At 65.4% G+C, this 17,664-nt stretch carries 17 protein-coding genes and 1 pseudogene; 9 read left to right on the top strand and 9 right to left on the bottom strand.

The annotated features are described in order from the left end of the window. The 6 genes and pseudogenes from JHD77_RS17470 to pys1 form a co-directional block, all read right to left on the bottom strand. Positions 1–101, bottom strand: a 101-nt coding sequence (locus JHD77_RS17470; protein ID WP_141393931.1) for a transposase, incomplete at its 3' end; no start/stop codon positions are given. Between the two features lie 49 nt (positions 102–150). Then, a complete protein-coding gene (locus tag JHD77_RS17465) occupies positions 151–306 on the bottom strand; it encodes a colicin immunity domain-containing protein (protein ID WP_170869666.1) in 156 nt (51 codons plus the stop codon). Next, positions 307–666 carry a hypothetical protein gene (locus tag JHD77_RS33100; RefSeq protein WP_031756179.1) on the bottom strand — a complete coding sequence of 120 codons (360 nt, stop codon included), beginning with the start codon at positions 664–666 and terminating at the stop codon, positions 307–309. Between the two features lie 157 nt (positions 667–823). After that, positions 824–1,083, bottom strand: a pseudogene (locus JHD77_RS17455) (hypothetical protein). A 98-nt stretch (positions 1,084–1,181) separates the two neighbouring features. Further along, positions 1,182–1,445: a pyocin-S1/S2 immunity protein gene (gene imm / locus JHD77_RS17450; RefSeq protein WP_003120570.1), complete on the bottom strand. Its 264-nt coding sequence runs from the start codon at positions 1,443–1,445 to the stop codon at positions 1,182–1,184. Position 1,446: 1 nt separating this feature from the next. Then, positions 1,447–3,303, bottom strand: a complete 1,857-nt coding sequence (gene pys1 / locus JHD77_RS17445) for a pyocin-S1 (protein WP_031756176.1) — start codon at positions 3,301–3,303, stop codon at positions 1,447–1,449. Between the two features lie 497 nt (positions 3,304–3,800). On the opposite strand from pys1, the gene JHD77_RS17440 reads away from it, so the two are divergent. From JHD77_RS17440 to JHD77_RS17425, 4 genes are all read left to right on the top strand, one after another. Further along, complete coding sequence (locus JHD77_RS17440) at positions 3,801–4,169, top strand: DUF2195 family protein (protein ID WP_004348661.1); 369 nt, start codon at positions 3,801–3,803, stop codon at positions 4,167–4,169. 249 nt (positions 4,170–4,418) lie between these two features. After that, complete coding sequence (toxA, locus tag JHD77_RS17435) at positions 4,419–6,335, top strand: exotoxin A (RefSeq protein ID WP_191519250.1); 1,917 nt, start codon at positions 4,419–4,421, stop codon at positions 6,333–6,335. Between the two features lie 259 nt (positions 6,336–6,594). Further along, positions 6,595–8,085: an APC family permease gene (locus JHD77_RS17430; protein WP_003140554.1), complete on the top strand. Its 1,491-nt coding sequence runs from the start codon at positions 6,595–6,597 to the stop codon at positions 8,083–8,085. 101 nt (positions 8,086–8,186) lie between these two features. Then, the gene (locus tag JHD77_RS17425) at positions 8,187–9,368 is read left to right on the top strand and encodes an iron-containing alcohol dehydrogenase (protein WP_003101834.1); all 1,182 of its coding nucleotides are present in this window, start codon (positions 8,187–8,189) and stop codon (positions 9,366–9,368) included. Between the two features lie 4 nt (positions 9,369–9,372). Here JHD77_RS17425 and JHD77_RS17420 read toward each other — a convergent pair whose 3' ends face one another. Beyond that, entirely contained in the window at positions 9,373–10,275 is a 903-nt protein-coding gene (locus JHD77_RS17420; protein ID WP_003086538.1) for a LysR family transcriptional regulator, read from the bottom strand. A 493-nt stretch (positions 10,276–10,768) separates the two neighbouring features. On the opposite strand from JHD77_RS17420, the gene JHD77_RS17415 reads away from it, so the two are divergent. The 5 genes from JHD77_RS17415 to JHD77_RS17395 all read left to right on the top strand — a co-directional run bounded on the left by JHD77_RS17415 (position 10,769) and on the right by JHD77_RS17395 (position 15,667). Then, positions 10,769–12,103, top strand: a complete 1,335-nt coding sequence (locus tag JHD77_RS17415) for an MFS transporter (protein ID WP_031756173.1) — start codon at positions 10,769–10,771, stop codon at positions 12,101–12,103. A 67-nt stretch (positions 12,104–12,170) separates the two neighbouring features. Beyond that, complete coding sequence (locus JHD77_RS17410; RefSeq protein ID WP_003101837.1) at positions 12,171–12,824, top strand: HAD family hydrolase; 654 nt, start codon at positions 12,171–12,173, stop codon at positions 12,822–12,824. 85 nt (positions 12,825–12,909) lie between these two features. Then, complete coding sequence (locus JHD77_RS17405) at positions 12,910–13,626, top strand: UTRA domain-containing protein (RefSeq protein ID WP_003082314.1); 717 nt, start codon at positions 12,910–12,912, stop codon at positions 13,624–13,626. 165 nt (positions 13,627–13,791) lie between these two features. Continuing rightward, the gene (locus JHD77_RS17400; RefSeq protein WP_015648353.1) at positions 13,792–14,694 is read left to right on the top strand and encodes a LysR family transcriptional regulator; all 903 of its coding nucleotides are present in this window, start codon (positions 13,792–13,794) and stop codon (positions 14,692–14,694) included. Between the two features lie 136 nt (positions 14,695–14,830). Beyond that, the gene (locus tag JHD77_RS17395; RefSeq protein ID WP_023088468.1) at positions 14,831–15,667 is read left to right on the top strand and encodes a bifunctional allantoicase/(S)-ureidoglycine aminohydrolase; all 837 of its coding nucleotides are present in this window, start codon (positions 14,831–14,833) and stop codon (positions 15,665–15,667) included. A gap of 97 nt (positions 15,668–15,764) precedes the next feature. Here the strand turns inward: JHD77_RS17395 and JHD77_RS17390 are convergent, their stop codons facing one another. Both JHD77_RS17390 and JHD77_RS17385 read right to left on the bottom strand, forming a co-directional pair. Then, positions 15,765–16,613: a CAP domain-containing protein gene (locus JHD77_RS17390; RefSeq protein WP_003449065.1), complete on the bottom strand. Its 849-nt coding sequence runs from the start codon at positions 16,611–16,613 to the stop codon at positions 15,765–15,767. Positions 16,614–16,703: 90 nt separating this feature from the next. Next, positions 16,704–17,579 carry a LysR family transcriptional regulator gene (locus JHD77_RS17385; RefSeq protein WP_003449062.1) on the bottom strand — a complete coding sequence of 292 codons (876 nt, stop codon included), beginning with the start codon at positions 17,577–17,579 and terminating at the stop codon, positions 16,704–16,706. Between the last annotated feature and the right edge of the window lie 85 nt (positions 17,580–17,664).

Here is a 17,664-nt window from a genome sequence, read left to right as displayed (position 1 = left end):
AGCGAACGGCAGGCGTCGATATAGCTGTAGCCTTGGTCCAACACCAGGGCCGCGGCCTCTCGTTTGAACTCGGCGGAAAACGTACGTCGTTGCTTGCTCATCAGACACCTCTCTCACGGCGAGGATTTTCGCCTAAATCGGTGTCCGGGATCAGTAGACCACTACACCAAGATTATCATCATCCTTTTTCAGCAAGCCTGACGCACCTTCGCTACGCCACATTTCAAAGAATTTTTTTGTGAAACTCTTTCCGCTTAACGATTCATCCAAAAAATTTCTTGCAAGATCTATAAGTGCCATGCTCATTTAAAGCACCTCATTCTCAAAATAGTTTTCCCTGTTTGCTTCCTGGCTCAAGATACCACCCTGACAAAAACATTCCATCCTCTTTGAGAACAACCACAATACTAGTATCAGGACTGTAAAATAATTGGATCCTTGATACCTATGACAAACCCCTTGCAAATTATGTCGTGCTTTATCGAAGCGCTCCTGCCTTATCTGCATGACTTCTTCATAAATGTACGATTTGGCGTTGTCGCCTTCAGCTTCCCGCTGGACTCCCTTGACCTTACGAGTCATCCGCTCGTAATCTTCCGGCCACAACGCTTGCTCCATGCGCAACGATGCCTGACCCAGCAAATGCAGCAGGCCGAACAGGCGCATATCGTTGGTGGCAACGATGTGTTCTCGAATCCACTCTTGGGTTACTCCGCAGGCCAGATGTGTTTCTGGCGTTGATGTGCTGTCATAGTCGGCTCGGAATCCCGCTTCTTTGGCGAGCTGTGCCCAGTGCTGGCCAATGCCTGGATGTTGGATGTACTCATTTGCTCATCCACTTGCGCAGCAGGCGCTTTTTCAGGGACGCGCGTTCTTGCGGGTTGTGTCCCTTGAGGTTAGCGACACGATCTGCCGTAGCAGCCTGGCGTATGAGGGGCCAGTAGGAACGCCCATCCTTACGTGGCACCAGTGTTATTGACCTGACTTTCCAGTAGGGAGAGGTGGGCTGCTGGCCAACGTGGAGAGCTCGCTACGGCAGCTCGTGCGCCCGACGATGGGTGTTTTGCGGTGGTTGCGACTCATAATGTGATTGTCTTCAAGAATATTCAGGACAGACTGTCAAGATAGAGCAGCGTCAACATGGAACAAGCCCCGTCGAAACGGGGCTTGTTGATGGCCAACTAACCGGCCTTAAAGCCAGGAAGCCCCTTGGAAGCACGCCATTCTTTAACTTCCTTTACAACTCCAGCTGGGCTATCTTCTCTATTTTCGTTGGGGTAGTAAAGAAGGTCTGAGCCGCTTGGGTGTTCCGTTAGTTTTTTAAATTCAAGCACGGCTTGAATATGAGACTCCTCGGTAGGGAACTTTTTCTTATTGTTTGTGTATATGTCTTCAACAAACTCAAGAAACTCTTTTTCCGTATATTCGGAAATCTTGGACTTCATATCACTTCCCTCCCTTGTGGATTTCTATATGACGTTTTGGCGTTACTGCAACAAGGTTCCCCATATTGTAAACGCCGCCTCCATCTGCTACTCGAACCTTGTGGTGGATTTCGATCTTTATTCTCCCGCCAGCCTGTTCTGACTCTCTGACATAAGGAGCACCTCCATCTCTCATTACAGCTAAACTACCAGGATTAAACTGTTTACTTAACTCAGGATCATTAGCCACAGCTATCCAGAATTGTTCCCGAAAGTCCCGCCAGTTTTTGAATGTCTTACCACGTAGTTTATCCGCAATCTGGCTTGGAATTGGAGCCCCCTCACCTTGAGAGGCGGCGCCGAGCCAATTACCGCTGACGGGCTGTCCCTTGCCAGTCGCAGCACCAGGTACATCCCGCGGATCCCTGAACATCACATAGATCGGCTTGATCCCCGAGTCGGCCGGGAAGCCGATGATCAGGTCTTCCGGTAGTGTAATCACCCCAGGATAGGTTTCCGGGGTAGCCTTCACCGGTGTAAGGGTCGCTCCCTCATATACCGGCACCGGCTTCGGTACGACCGGAGTGGTACTCGAAGGGTTCTGGTTTCCTGGAGGACTCGCCGGCGTCCAGGTCAGGATCAGTGGCGGCGCTTCTGCGGTCGTAAAGGGAACCGTAACCTCGTACAGGCCTGTCGTGGCATTGTAGGCCGCCATCCGGACCGGAACGGCTTTCGGAACGCTCACACCATCGGTGCTGACCACCGAAAGGGTCGTCGTGTTGCCTCGTGCCTCGTTGGTCAGGCGCATCGGCAGATCGACGGTACCGCTGGCTTTTGCAACCGCGTTCAGGTTTACGCTTGGGGGAAGCCCCAATTTAGCGGCATCCATGCCCAGGGCGTAACGAACGCTATCGGGCGTTTGGTCCTGCCATTGCTCGGCAGTCCGGGAGGAGTAGGTCAGACTGGCAAAGCCCACGGCCATCACCGAGGGTGCTGAAGCCAGGACCCGGCCCAGGACGGCAATCGCATCGGAGATCGCTTGAGCAAGGGATGCGGCGCCTTGTGCGACCTGGATCAGACCCCGGCCTGCGGCGGTGGCGACAACGCTGCCATTGGCCGGCATGGCATAGGTATTGGCAGCTCTTATCGCCGCTTGCTGGCGGGCCTGCTCTTCGGCTTTGCGTTTGGCCTCAGCCGCTGCTTGTTCACGCGCCTTGTTTGCTGCGGCCGCCTCAATACTTGCTTTGGCGGCGGTCAACGTATTCATGCGGATCTGGAGACTACTGATCGCTTCGGTGAAGAGTTTTACGTTATAAGCTGCCGTGAGACCTTCCATTTCCCTTTCGAGGAAGCGCATATAGGCTTCAGGCCCGTTAATATTGCCTTCTCGCACCGCTTGTTCACCGATCTCTTCCGCCGTACGGGTAAGGAAATTCTTTGCACCCAGGCTGGTAATCTTCTTCTGATTCAGCAGTAGTTTTTGATTCTTTTGCTGGAGGGCGTTTCCAACGATGGTCAGACTGCGGTTGATGACGTCCAATGGTGCAAGATTCTTTGCCGGACCAAGAGCGGCATCAGCCTTATCCAGCTCGGCTTGTACCGACGCCTCAAGTTTTTTCTCGGCATCTCGGAACTGAAGCTCGATCTCCCTGCGTTTTTCTTTAACCTGAAGAGGAACATAGCGTCTGGGGTCAACGCCCAGATCAGCATAACTTTCAAACTCTTGCCAGCCATTTTCAGTGGACGAATCCAAGCCGTGCTCTATAGGTCTGGCAATGGGGCCAATGCCGGTACCTCCCCCAGGGCCGTAATAAACGTCTCCGCTTGCCGTAACAGTTGTAGAGTTGAAGTGGATAAGGTCAGCAATGGGTCGTGCCATATGTATCTCCTACTTCCATGAGTGCATGGCTGATTATTTACGTCGAATTAGCCTTTTTAAACACCCCTTGCCAGATGAGCGCCAATACACTGGAAATACACTTCAATCAAACTGCAATATCCCGTATCCAATGACCCAGAAGGCCCATCCTTGGCCATTCCCTTCTACGAAACGACCTCGTTTGCGCATGCGCCCATCCAGCGGTCATTTTCTGCACGCAAACCTCATCTATCCCTGCCAGTCACGGAAGCCGCATACCTTCGGTTCATTAACGAACTCCCACTTTCAAAATTCATCCATGCCGCCCCTTCGCGAGCTTCCGGACAAAGCCACGCTGATTGCGAGCCCAGCGTTTTTGATTGCAAGCCGCTGCACCTGGTTAGGCCATTTCCGCAGCGCATGAAGTCCTGGCCGATATACCGGCAGGGCCAGCCATCGTTCGACGAATAAAGCCACCTCAGCCATGATGCCCTTTCCATCCCCAGCGAACCCCCGACATGGACGCCAAAGCTCTGCTCCTCGGCAGCCTCTGCCTGGCCGCCCCATTCGCCGACGCGGCGACGCTCGACAATGCCCTCTCCGCCTGCCTTGCCGCCCGGCTCGGTGCACCGCACACGGCGGAGGGCCAGTTGCACCTGCCATTCACCCTTGAGGCCCGGCGCTCCACAGGCGAATGCGGCTGTACCTCGGCGCTGGTGCGATATCGGCTGCTGGCCAGGGGCGCCAGCGCCGACAGCTTCGTGCTTCAAGAGGGGCTGCTCGATAGTCGCCAGGACACGCCGCGCACGCTGACCCTGGCGGCGGACGCCGGCTTGGCGAGCGGCCGCGAACTGGTCGTCACCCTGGGTTGTCAGGCGCCTGACTGACAGGCCGGGCTGTCACCACCAGGCCGAGATGGACGCCCTGCATGCACACGCCGATCGGCAAGCCTCCCGTTCGCACATTCACCACTCTGCAATCCAGTTCATAAATCCCATAAAAGCCCTCTTCCGCTCCCCGCCAGCCTCCCCGCAACCCGCACCCTAGACGCCCCGCCGCTCTCCGCCGGCCCGCCCGACAAGAAAAACCAACCGCTCGATCAGCCTCATCCTTCACCCATCACAGGAGCCATCGCGATGCACCTGATACCCCATTGGATCCCCCTGGTCGCCAGCCTCGGCCTGCTCGCCGGCGGCTCGTCCGCGTCCGCCGCCGAGGAAGCCTTCGACCTCTGGAACGAATGCGCCAAGGCCTGCGTGCTCGACCTCAAGGACGGCGTGCGTTCCAGCCGCATGAGCGTCGACCCGGCCATCGCCGACACCAACGGCCAGGGCGTGCTGCACTACTCCATGGTCCTGGAGGGCGGCAACGACGCGCTCAAGCTGGCCATCGACAACGCCCTCAGCATCACCAGCAACGGCCTGACCATCCGCCTCGAAGGCGGCGTCGAGCCGAACAAGCCGGTGCGCTACAGCTACACGCGCCAGGCGCGCGGCAGTTGGTCGCTGAACTGGCTGGTACCGATCGGCCACGAGAAGCCTTCGAACATCAAGGTGTTCATCCACGAACTGAACGCCGGTAACCAGCTCAGCCACATGTCGCCGATCTACACCATCGAGATGGGCGACGAGTTGCTGGCGAAGCTGGCGCGCGATGCCACCTTCTTCGTCAGGGCGCACGAGAGCAACGAGATGCAGCCGACGCTCGCCATCAGCCATGCCGGGGTCAGCGTGGTCATGGCCCAGGCCCAGCCGCGCCGGGAAAAGCGCTGGAGCGAATGGGCCAGCGGCAAGGTGTTGTGCCTGCTCGACCCGCTGGACGGGGTCTACAACTACCTCGCCCAGCAGCGCTGCAACCTCGACGATACCTGGGAAGGCAAGATCTACCGGGTGCTCGCCGGCAACCCGGCGAAGCATGACCTGGACATCAAGCCCACGGTCATCAGTCATCGCCTGCACTTCCCCGAAGGCGGCAGCCTGGCCGCGCTGACCGCGCACCAGGCCTGCCACCTGCCGCTGGAGACTTTCACCCGTCATCGCCAGCCGCGCGGCTGGGAACAACTGGAGCAGTGCGGCTATCCGGTGCAGCGGCTGGTCGCCCTCTACCTGGCGGCGCGACTTTCGTGGAACCAGGTCGACCAGGTGATCCGCAACGCCCTGGCCAGCCCCGGCAGCGGCGGCGACCTGGGCGAAGCGATCCGCGAGCAGCCGGAGCAGGCCCGTCTGGCCCTGACCCTGGCCGCCGCCGAGAGCGAGCGCTTCGTCCGGCAGGGCACAGGCAACGACGAGGCCGGCGCGGCCAGCGCCGACGTGGTGAGCCTGACCTGCCCGGTCGCCGCCGGTGAATGCGCGGGCCCGGCGGACAGCGGCGACGCCCTGCTGGAGCGCAACTATCCCACTGGCGCGGAGTTCCTCGGCGACGGCGGCGACGTCAGCTTCAGCACCCGCGGCACGCAGAACTGGACGGTGGAGCGGCTGCTCCAGGCGCACCGCCAACTGGAGGAGCGCGGCTATGTGTTCGTCGGCTACCACGGCACCTTCCTCGAAGCGGCGCAAAGCATCGTCTTCGGCGGGGTGCGCGCGCGCAGCCAGGACCTCGACGCGATCTGGCGCGGTTTCTATATCGCCGGCGATCCGGCGCTGGCCTACGGCTACGCCCAGGACCAGGAACCCGACGCGCGCGGCCGGATCCGCAACGGTGCCCTGCTGCGGGTCTATGTGCCGCGCTCGAGTCTGCCGGGCTTCTACCGCACCGGCCTGACCCTGGCCGCGCCGGAGGCGGCGGGCGAGGTCGAACGGCTGATCGGCCATCCGCTGCCGCTGCGCCTGGACGCCATCACCGGCCCCGAGGAGGAAGGCGGGCGCCTGGAGACCATTCTCGGCTGGCCGCTGGCCGAGCGCACCGTGGTGATTCCCTCGGCGATCCCCACCGACTCGCGCAACGTCGGCGGCGACCTCGACCCGTCCAGCATCCCCGACAAGGAACAGGCGATCAGCGCCCTGCCGGACTACGCCAGCCAGCCCGGCAAACCGTCGCGCGAGGACCTGAAGTAGCTGCCGCGACCGGCCGGCTCCCTTCGCAGGAGCCGGCCTTCTCGGGGCCTGGCCATACATCAGGTTTTCCTGATGCCAGCCCAATCGAATATGAATTCATCCTGATAGGTAATCCGCCTAACCTGCGTCTGCCACGCTTTCGCTCGTCCCGGAAGCGGCCATAACAATTCCAATAGCCGACGAGGACTCTCCATGCTCACCCATCGCATCGGTGGCATCCGCCTTTCCCCTTCCCCGCAGCGCTCGCCCGGAGACCGCCATGACTGATCTCCGCGATACCTCCCGCGACGAACGCCTGCTGGCGGCCCACGGCTATCGCCAGGAACTGGAGCGCGGGCTGAGCCTGTGGTCGTCCTTTTCCGTCGGCTTCGCCACCATCTCGCCGGTGGTGGGCATCTACTCGGTGATGTCCCTCGGCGCCATGAGCATGGGCCCCTCCTGGGTCTGGGTGGTGCCGCTGTGCCTGCTGCTGCAGTTCGGCGTGGCGCTGGTCTACGCCGAGCTGTCCTCGCAGTTTCCGCTGGCCGGCGGCTGCTACCAGTGGGTGCGGCGCCTGGTGGGCGACCGCCTGGCCTGGTTCACCGGCTTCCTCTACCTGGCTTCGGCGCTGGCCTCGCTGACTACCGTGGCCTACCTCGGTGGCTTCTGGCTCGGCCTGCTGGCGACCGGCGCGCCGCCGTCGGCCAACGGCCAGGTGCTCTGCGGCGCGCTGCTGCTGGCGCTGGGCCTGGCGGTGAACCTGCTGGGGATCAACCCGTTGAAGTACTTCGTCAATGCCGGGATCGTCGCCGAGGCCATCGCCTCCATCGGTATCGGCGTGCTGTTGCTGCTGTTCTTCCGCAACCATCCGCTCGATCTGCTGTTCAGCGGCCCGGGCGGCACAGGCGATGCGGACGGTTCCTACCTGGACGGCGTGCTGACCGCGCTGGCGGTGGGCGGCTGGGCTTTCCTCGGCTTCGACGCCTGCTCGCAGATTTCCGAGGAAACCACCGATGCCCGCGTCTCCACTCCCCGGGCGATCCTGCGCTCGATGCTGGTGGTGGGACTCACCGTGATGCTCACCGCCTTCGCCGTGACCCTGTCCTACCAGGACATCGGCGCGGTGGTCAGCGGCCAGGTGGTCGACCCGGTCACCCCGGCGGTGGTGGACGCCTTCGGCGCCTGGGCCGAGCGGCCCTTCGTCGCAGTGGTGCTGATCGCCTTCGTCGCCTGCGTGGTGTCGGTGCAGACCTATATCGGCCGGGCGATCTTCGGCATGGCGCGCGACGCCATCCTGCCCGGCTCCGCCCTGCTGCGCCGGGTCGACCGGCGCAAGGTGCCGATGGCGGCGATGGTCTGCAGCACGCTGCTGGCCAGCCTCGGCCTGGCCCTGGGGCTGAACGCCACGGCGGTCGGCACGCTGATCGCGTTCGGCAGCGGCGGTTTCTTCGTGGTCTTTCTGATCGTCGCCGCCTGCGCCCTCTGGGCCCGCCTCGTCGGCCGCTGGGACCCGGACAAGGGCGCCTTGCGCCTGGGACGCGCGGGGCTGGCGGTGAACGTCCTGGCAGTCGCCTGGCTGTCGTTCGAGGCGCTCAACGTCGCCTGGCCGCGGGCCAGCCTCGCCCCGCCCGACGCGCCCTGGTTCCAGGTCTGGGCGGTGGTCGTGGTGTTCTCCGCGCTGGCCGCGTTCGGCCTGCTCTACATGGTCATCGCCAAGCCGCATCGGCGCATCGCCACCAGCCTCAGCTTCGCCGCTCCGCCGGCGGACTGACCCGCACGCGCCGGCCGTTCCGGCGCCTCCTCCGGTTGTTCCCGCACGCTGGCTTCGCGCCCGGCGGGGCCCGGCTCATCCTGCTTTCACGGAGCATCGCCATGAGCGACCTGCATTACTGGAACTACCCCACCGATATCCTCTGCGGCGTCGGCGCCCTGGAACAACTGCCGAGGCGTTGCGCGCTGGCGGGCGCACGCCGGCCCCTGCTGGTCACCGATCCCGGCATGCTCGCCCTGGAGCCCCTGCGCCTGGTGCGCGAGTGCCTGGAACGCGCCGGCATCGACCATGACCTGTTCCACGAACTGTCGAGCAACCCCAGCCTCGCTGAAGTCCACGGCGGCGCCAGGCGCTTCGAGGCTGGCGGGCATGACGCGCTGATCGCCCTCGGCGGCGGCAGCGCCCTCGACGCGGCCAAGGGAATCGCCCTGCTAAGCCGCGATCCGCACGGCCTCGAACGCTTCGAATGGACACAGACGCTGCGCAGCTATCCGACCCTCGCCGACTACCCGCTGCTCGGCCTGCCGCCGCTGCTGGCGCTTCCCACGACCGCCGGCACCGGCTCGGAACTGGGACGCGAGGCGGTGCTGACCGATACGCAACTGGGCATCAAGCGGGTCGTCGGCCATCGCGAGCTGCTGGCCGCCTGCGTATTCCTCGACCCGCGCCTGACCCGCGGGTTGCCGCCGGCGCTGAGCGCCGCCACCGGCATGGACGCCCTCACCCATCACCTGGAGGCGCTGTTCTCGCCGCTCTACCATCCGATGTCGGCGGGCATCGCCCTGGAAGGCGTGCGCCTGGTCAGGCAGCACCTGGAAAACGCCGTGCGCGACGGCAACGACCTCGCCGCCCGGGAAGGCATGCTGGTAGCCTCGGCCAGCGCCGCAGTGGCATTCCAGAAGGGGCTTGGCGGGGTCCACGCCCTGGCCCACCCGCTGGGCGCTCGCCATCACCTGCACCACGGCCTGCTGAACGCCGTGCTGCTGCCCTACGTTCTGCTGGCCAACCGCCCGGCGATAGAAGCCGACGCCGCGCGCCTGGCGCGCTACCTGGAACTCGACGAAGCGAGCTTCGACGGCCTGCTGGCGTGGATCCTCGAACTGCGCGCGCGCATCGGCATCCCGGCGAACCTCGCCGCCCTCGGCCTGGATGGCGAGGACGCGCAATGGGTGGGCGAGCAGGCGCTGGCCGACCTGTCGTCCTCGGCGACCAACGCCCTGCCGCTCGATGCCCGGGATTATGCGCGCATCTACCGCCAGGCGGTGGCCGGGACTCTCGCCTGAGCGCTCAGGACGCCAGGCCGTGGACCTGCAGCAGGTCGTCGATGAAGGCGCGGGCGGCTTCGCTGAGGGGGCGCCCGGCATAGACGATCATGCTGTGCTCCACCGGGTAGCTCAGCCGCTCCGGCAACAGCGCGCGCATCCGCCCGCGCTCGATCCAGGCTTCGGCGTAATGGGTCGGCAGGTAGCCCAGGTGGGTGCCGGCCAGCACGGCATGGGCGACCGCTTCCATGTGGTAGGCGGTGGCACGGCTGCGCGACGGGCGTAGCGGCAGGACCAGGTTTTCCGGCAGGAAGCCATGCATCACCCAGTCACAGGCGGCGATCCGCTCCAGGGTCGGCTGCGCCTCGGCGAACAGCGGATGGCGATCGCCACAGAACACGCCGATCTCTTCGCGATACAGCGGGCGGTATTCGAGGCTCGGCCGCGAACGGCTGAAATAGGAGATCGCCAGGTCCAGCTCGCCTTCGATCACCGCCAGCTCCAGCTCGGTGGGCGAATTGACGAAAAGGTTCAGCTGGACATCCTGGTCGCGCCGCTGGAAGCGCGCCAGCGCATCGCCGAAACGGGCCTGGGGCAAGGTCGCGAGATTGTCCGCGAGGCCCAGGTACAGCTCCCCGACCAAACGTCCGGATAACGCCTGCGCCTGGTCGCGAAACAGGCCGATGGCGTCGAACATCGTTCGCGAAGCCTCCAGCACCCGGCGACCCTTGGCGGTCAGTCGGAAGCCGCCCTTGCCGCGCTCGCAGAGCCGGTAGCCGAGGCGCTTCTCCAGGCTGGCGATGTGCATGCTGATGTTCGACTGGCTCATGTTCAGCTCGGCCTGGGCCGCGGTGAAACCGCCGCACTTCACTACGCAGGCGAAGATGCGCAACAGACGCAGGTCTAGGTCGGTGACGTTTCTCAGCATGGCGGTCCGATCCGGCGCGAGGTCCCGCAGTCTAGCCGAGCGCCGCGACACGCGGCCATCCAGCGGCGGCGCACGGCGCACCAGAGGCGCTGGCGTATCATCGAAAATCTGGTCTATTCCAATTTCTTGAAAATACGTAGAAAAGTCCCGGCAAAAGGTGCCGCCAGGACAAGAAAATGCACCAATCCCAGGCAATCCCTCGAAAAAATCGAATCGTTTCGCCCCGCTTTTGGTCTAGACCATAAAAATACCCGGTGCTAGATTGACCTTCGCCAGCCGGCCCAGCCTGACCGGATCGGCGCTACGCACCGCCACCAAGCCTTCACAATCCATCTCAGCCTCGGCAGGACCGAGCAGGAGCGCGTCGACAGCCAACCTTGCGCACGAAAAAAGTCATGGGAAAGGCATCTGGCCTAGACCATGCATCCGGACAGCTTTGCAGCAGCACAACAAGAACAACCTCCCCGCACTGTCTAGACCCATAGGGACCCACATGAACAACCACAACGGTACCCTGCACCGTGGCTGGCAATCGCTCCAGCGCTGGCGCATTCAGATCTTCGTCATCACCTGGCTGGCCTACGCCGCCTTCTACTTCACCCGCAAGGCCTTCTCGGTGGCCAAGCTCGGCATCGCCGAAGACCCCTCCTTCGAGCTCGACAAGAGCGCCATGGCCGATCTCGATGCCCTCTACCTGGCCGCCTACGCCGTGGGCCAGTTCATGTGGGGGGTGTTCGCCGACCGCTTCGGCACCCGCGTGGTGGTGCTCGGCGGTTTGCTCACCTCGGCGCTGGCGGCGCTGATGATGGGTACCTTCGCCACCCTGCCGATCTTCGCCGCCTGCATGGTGGTCCAGGGCCTGGCGCAATCCACCGGCTGGTCGGGGCTGTGCAAGAACATCGGCGCCTTCTTCGCCACCTACGAGCGAGGCCGCGTGCTCGGCCTGTGGAGTACCTGCTACGCCTTCGGCGGGCTGGTGGCGACGCCGTTCGCCGGCTGGTGCGCCTACCGGTTGACGCATGACTGGCGCATGGCCTTCCTGTCCTCGGCGGGAGTGGTGCTGGCGGTGGCCGTGCTGTTCTTCTTCCTCCAGCGCAACCGTCCGCAGGACGTTGGCCTGCCGTCCGTGGAGGCCGAGGCCGCGCCCCCCGCCAACGCGCCCCGGCCGAGCCATTCCGGCGCCCTGCTGAAGGCGCTCAGGAATCCCCACGTGCTGGTCCTCGGCATCGCCTACTTCCTGCTCAAGCCGGCGCGCTACGCGATCCTGCTCTGGGGCCCGGTGATCATCTACGAACGCATGCCGGAGATCGGCAAGGTCGCCTCGGCCATCGTGCCTTCGGCCTTCGAGGTCGCCGGGCTGGCCGGGCCGATCCTCATCGGCCTGGCCTCGGACAAGCTGTTCGGCGCCCGCCGCATGCCGGCCTGCGTGCTCAGCCTGGCGGCGCTGACCGTGAGCCTGGCGTTGTTCGTCCCGGCGATGCAGAGCGGCAGCCTGTACCTGGTGGTCGGCCTGCTGTTCATGATGGGCGTCACCCTCTACGGGCCGGACTCGATGATCAGCGGCGCCGCCGCCATCGACTTCGGTACCAGCGAAGCAGCCGGTACCGCCACCGGCTTCGTCAACGGCTGCGGCTCGGTCGGGGCGATCCTCGGCGGCCTGCTGCCGGGCTACTTCGACACCCTCACGGTGTTCTTCGTGTTCACCGCCACCGCGCTGCTCGCCAGCCTGCTGCTGGTGCCGTTCTGGAACAGCCGGCCAGGCGCGTGCCGCGTCGAACCGAAGGCGCATGCCGGCGGGCCGCTGCTGGCGGCCGGCAAGCCGCGTTGAAACCTCGCCGAACCATCGCCCGGCGCCAGGCGTGCCGGGCCAATCCCTAGCGAACAAGGAACCGCCTATGCCACTTGCCCTCTTCGACCTCGACGACACCCTGATCGACGGCGACTGCGCGACCCTCTGGGGGCGCTACATGACCGAACTGGGCTGGGTCGAGAAGACCGCCTTCCTGCACCAGGAACGCCGCCTCATGGAACTCTATGCCGAGGGCCGGCTGGCCATGGAGGACTACATGGACTTCAGCCTGGCGCCCATCGCCGGCCGCACCCCGGCGGAGATCGCCGGCGCCGTCGAGGATTTCGTCGCGCGGATCGTTGCGCCGCGCATCCACGCCGACGCCGTGCGCTGCCTGGAACGCCACCGCCAGGCCGGCGACCGCCTGCTGATCATCTCCGCCTCGGCGCACTTCCTGGTCAGCGCCATCGGCCGCCGGCTGGGGGTGGACGAGGTGCTGGCGATCGACATCGAGGAGCGCGACGGCCTCTACACCGGGCGCACCCGCGGCACCCTCACCTACCGCGAGGGCAAGGTCCGTCGCCTCGACGCCTGGCTGGCCCAGGAGGGCGAGACGCTGGCCGGCGCGACCTTCTATTCCGACTCGCGCAACGACCTGCCGCTGCTCTCGCGGGTCGACCGGCCGCACACGGTGAACCCCGACCCGGCGCTGCTCGGGCACGCCCGCGAGGCCGGCTGGCCAGTGCTGGAATGGCGCTGAGAAAGCGCGCCGCGCTATACCGCCGGCGGCCCGGAAGCATTACCCTGTAGCCCCCCCCCCGGAGCCCCAGCGGAGAAGCGTCGATATGCGCGACGAGCCGTCCCGCCCCCTGACGGTGATCTACCAGTCCCTGCGCGAGCAGATCGAGCGCGGCCTGCTCGCGCGCGGCAGCAAGCTGCCCAGCGAACGGCAATTGAGCGAGCTGTTCTCGACCACCCGCATCACCCTGCGCGAGGCGCTCGGCCAGTTGGAGGACCAGGGCCTGATCTACCGCGAGGAACGCCGCGGCTGGTTCGTCTCGCCGCAGCGGCTGCTGTACAACCCGCTGGTGCGCAGCCACTTCCACGCGATGGTCGCCGACCAGGGCCGGGTGCCGGAGACCGAGGTGCTCGGCGCGGCGATGATCCCGGCCAGCGTCGACATCTGCCAGCGCCTGGAGCTGCCGGCGCTGTCGCGGGTGTTCCAGATCCGCCGGGCGCGGCGGGTCGACGGGCGGCTGGTGCTGTACGTCGAGCACTACCTGAATCCCGCCTACTTTCCCGGCATCGAGCGCTTCGACCTGACTCGCTCGCTGACCGATCTCTACGCCAACCACTACGGCATCCGCTACGGCCGGGTGCGCTTCGAAATGGTCCCGACCATCCTCCCGGCGGAGGCCGCGGGACCGCTGCGGGTCTCGGTGGGCAGCCCGGCGCTACAGATCGTGCGGATCAACCGCGACCAGGCGGGCCGCCTGATCGACTGCGACCTGGAGTACTGGCGCCACGACGCGCTGCAGGTCAACGTCGAGGTGCCCGAGTAGCGCTCCGCGGTCCTGTTCCTGGCGCATGCATGACCGCCTGGCGGGTTTCCCGCCGCTTCCAGCGCATTGGTCGACCGCTGGGCACGCTGCGTCGACGCTGAGCGGTTGCCGCTGACGGCACGGCCTGCTAAAAGCGGCGACGACATTCGAAAATGCGATACGACCATGAGCGACAGTGAAAAATCGAATAGCCGCCTGTTCGACCTCGACCTGCTCCGCGCCATCGTCACGGTGGCCGATTGCGGCAGCTTCACCACTGCCGCCGCGCGCCTGCACTCGACCCAGTCGACCGTCAGCCAGAAGGTTCGCCGCCTGGAGGAAACGGCCGGACACCGCCTGCTGGAGCGCGGCAACCGCGACGTGTTGCCGACCGACGCCGGCGATACGCTGCTCGGCTATGCCCGCCGCCTGCTGGCACTGAACGACGAACTGGCCGAGGCGCTATCCGGCGCCACGGTGGCGCTGACGGTACGTATCGGCGTGCCGGACGACTTCGCCGCCGGCCGTACCACCGAGCGACTGGCGGCCTTCAACCGGCGTTATCCACAGGTCAAGCTGGAAGTCACCAGCGGCATGAGCCGCGACCTCAGCGCCAGCTACGACCGCGGCGAACTGGACCTGGTGCTGCTCAAGCAGCGACGCGCCAGCCGCGAGGCACTGGCCTGCTGGCCGGAAAAGACATGCTGGGTGGACAGCGCCAGGAACCCCTGCATCGACCTCGACCCGCTGCCCATCGTCACCTTCCCGCCGCGCGGGGTCTACCGCGACGAGATGATCGCCGCCCTGGAAGCGGTCGGCCGGCGCTGGCACATCAGCTTCACCAGTTCCAGCCTCAGCGGCCTGCAATCGGCCATCGCCGACGGCATGGGCATCGGCCTGCTGCCGCTGCGCGCGGTGAGCGCAGGCCATGCGGTGCTGCCGAAGAACGCCGGGCTGCCGGCGGTGGACGTGTTCGAAGTGGCGCTGCTGCACCGGCCGGCGGCGGATCCGATGGTGAAGGCGCTGGCGCGCGTGCTGTCGCGGGTGCTGGCGGAAGATACCCGGAGCCGCCCCGCATTCGAAAAATGAATATGCTGGATTCCAACATTTAATTTGTGCATGCGCCAGGCGCTGGATATCGTTGCCGTCAGCAACGGCTCGCGCCCGCCCGTTTCGCTCCGGCGGCGCGTGAGCCGGCAGCAAGACAACAACGAGGAAACGCTCCATGTCCAAGTCCAGCTACTACGCGCCGCACGGCGGGCACCCGGCACAGACCGAGCTGCTCACCGACCGGGCGATGTTCACCGAAGCCTATGCCGTGATTCCCAAGGGGGTGATGCGCGATATCGTCACCAGCCACCTGCCGTTCTGGGACAACATGCGCATGTGGGTGATCGCCCGCCCGCTGTCCGGCTTCGCCGAGACCTTCTCGCAGTACATCGTCGAACTGGCGCCCAACGGTGGCAGCGACAAACCGGAGCAGGATCCCAACGCCGAGGCCGTGCTGTTCGTCGTTGAAGGCGAGCTGAGCCTGACCCTGCAGGGCCAGGTCCACGCCATGCAGCCGGGCGGCTACGCCTTCATTCCGCCGGGCGCCGACTACAAGGTGCGCAATACCACCAGCCAGCACACCCGCTTCCACTGGATCCGCAAGCACTACCAGAAGGTCGACGGCGTACCGCTGCCGGAAGCCTTCGTCACCAACGAGCAGGACATCCAGCCGCTGGTGATGCCGGACACCGAAGGCCGCTGGAGCACCACCCGCTTCGTCGACATGAGCGACATGCGCCACGACATGCACGTCAACATCGTCAACTTCGAGCCGGGCGGCGTGATCCCCTTCGCCGAGACCCACGTGATGGAGCACGGCCTGTACGTGCTGGAAGGCAAGGCGGTGTACCGCCTGAACCAGGACTGGGTCGAGGTGGAGGCCGGCGACTTCATGTGGCTGCGCGCCTTCTGCCCGCAGGCCTGCTATTCGGGCGGCCCGGGGCGCTTCCGCTACCTGCTGTACAAGGATGTCAACCGGCACATGCGCCTGACCCTCAATGCGCCGCATTGAGGGCGGGACAGGCTGAAAGGGAACCCGGCGCCATGGCGCCGGGTTTTTCGTTTGCGGAAGGCGCCCAGCCCGTCGTCAGCTCCGGGCGCGGAGGACTTCAGGGCGAACCGAACATGGCCGTCCAGTAGATTCCCGCGTCGCTCTTCGGATCGGTGGCGTAGGCCGCGCCCAGCTCGCGGTAGCCGGGGTTCATCAGGTTGGCGCAGTGGCCCGGGCTGGCCAGCCAGCCGTCGACCACCTTGTCCACCCCGTCCTGGCCGGCGGCGATGTTTTCGCCGACCAGCCCGCCGCTGTAGCCGGCCAGCTCGGCGCGGTCGCCGGGGGTGCGGCCGTCGCGGTCGAGGTGGTCGAAGAAGTTGCCGTTGGCCATCGCCCGCGAATGCGCTTCGGCGGCGCCGCCAAGGGTGGCGTTCCAGGCCAGCGGCTGGGCCGCTGCGTAGGGCTTGCCACCGCACTGGCGGGCTTGCCCGCGGGCGGCGTTGATCCGTTCCAGGAGCTTCTGCCCTTCCGCCTGCCAATCGCCCATGCCGCCGCGCAGCAATGGCCGGGCGAGGACGATGCGCCAGTCGCGGTCCTGGCGGCTGACGCCGACGTCGACGAATTGCGGGTCGAGCACCACGCGGCAGAAGCTTTCCTCCAGCGCCTTCATCGCCGCGCCGGCATCGCGCGGCCCGGAAAGGCTGATCGACTGCACGTTGACCATCGGGTAGGCAGCCTGCGCCATCGCCTGCTGCAGGTCGCCGGCGGCATTCACCGGCAAGGCCAGGCGCGGATCGGCGGCCAGCGGCGGCAGTTCGCCGCTGGCCTGCCCGCCGCAGGACTGCACCTGACCGCGGTAAGCGTTGATCGCCTCGATCAGTTGCGCCTCGTCGGCGGCACTGGCGGCCGCTGCGAGCGCCAGCCCGAGCGTCAGTACGGCCAAACGCGGGATGCTTGGGATTGCCATGGAAATCTCCTCGATCTGATGGCGCCTATGATGCGCGATTCCGCGGCGCGCCGCCGCATTCGACCGGAACCCGGCGCCGGCGTTGCAGGCTCAGGCCGGCGCTTCGGCGAACGCCTCCACCAGCCGCTCGATCACCGCGCGGACCCGCGCGGTGTGGCGCAGGTCCTTGTGGGTAACCATCCACACCTCGTATGGCCGGCGTCGCTCGCGCTGCGGCCAGACCCGCACCAGTCCGTCGAGCTCGCCCATGTACAGCGGCAGCTCGCAGAGCCCCAGGCCGCGCGCCAGGGCCTGGCGCACCATCATGTTGGAATTCACCGCGATGACCACCCGGCCGTCGCGGATCGGCTCGCCGCCCAGGGTCAGTTCGCGCTGGCTGTGCCAATAGGGTTCGTACATCACCAGGTCGTGGCCGCGGAAACGCTCGCCGGGCACCGGTACGCCGTTGCGCCGCAGGTAGTCCGCGGAAGCGAACAGGCCCATGGGCCAACTGGCGAGTTTTCTCAGGATCAAATCGGGATTTTCCGGCCGCAGGGTGCGAATCGCGATGTCGGTCTCGCGCTTGGGCAGGTCGACCACGGCCGAAGCGCTGTCGAGCAGCACGCGGATATCCGGGTGTTCAAGGTGCAGGCGGGCCAGGGCGGGTAGCACGAAGTCGACGGCCAGGGAGTCGGTGGTGGACAACCGCACCTCGCCGGACAGTCGGTGGTCCATCCCGCGGGTCCGCCGCAGCAACTCCAGGGCCGAGCGTTCCATCTTCTCGGCCAGTTCGAAGGCCGCCTCGCCGGCCGGGGTCAGCAGGTAGCCGGACGAGGTGCGCAGGAACAGGGTCGAGCCCAGCGCCGCCTCCAGCGACGCCAGCCGCCGGCCCACCGTGGCCTGGTCGACGTGAAGCGCGCGGGCGGCGCCGCGCAGGGTGTGCTCGCGGCAGAGCGCGAGGAAGACGCGGGTGTCGTCCCAATTCATGGCGGTTTTCCTGATGCATTTTCGCATCAGTCTAATGAAAAAGCGCTGCGCGACCACGGCATCCGCGCTGATTACCATGCGAACC

It is taken from the genome of Pseudomonas sp. P20, from assembly GCF_016463925.1.
Lineage (GTDB): Bacteria > Pseudomonadota > Gammaproteobacteria > Pseudomonadales > Pseudomonadaceae > Pseudomonas > Pseudomonas aeruginosa.
The sequence above is the reverse complement of the archived record's forward strand: the minus strand, read 5'-3'. Positions and strand labels throughout refer to the sequence as shown.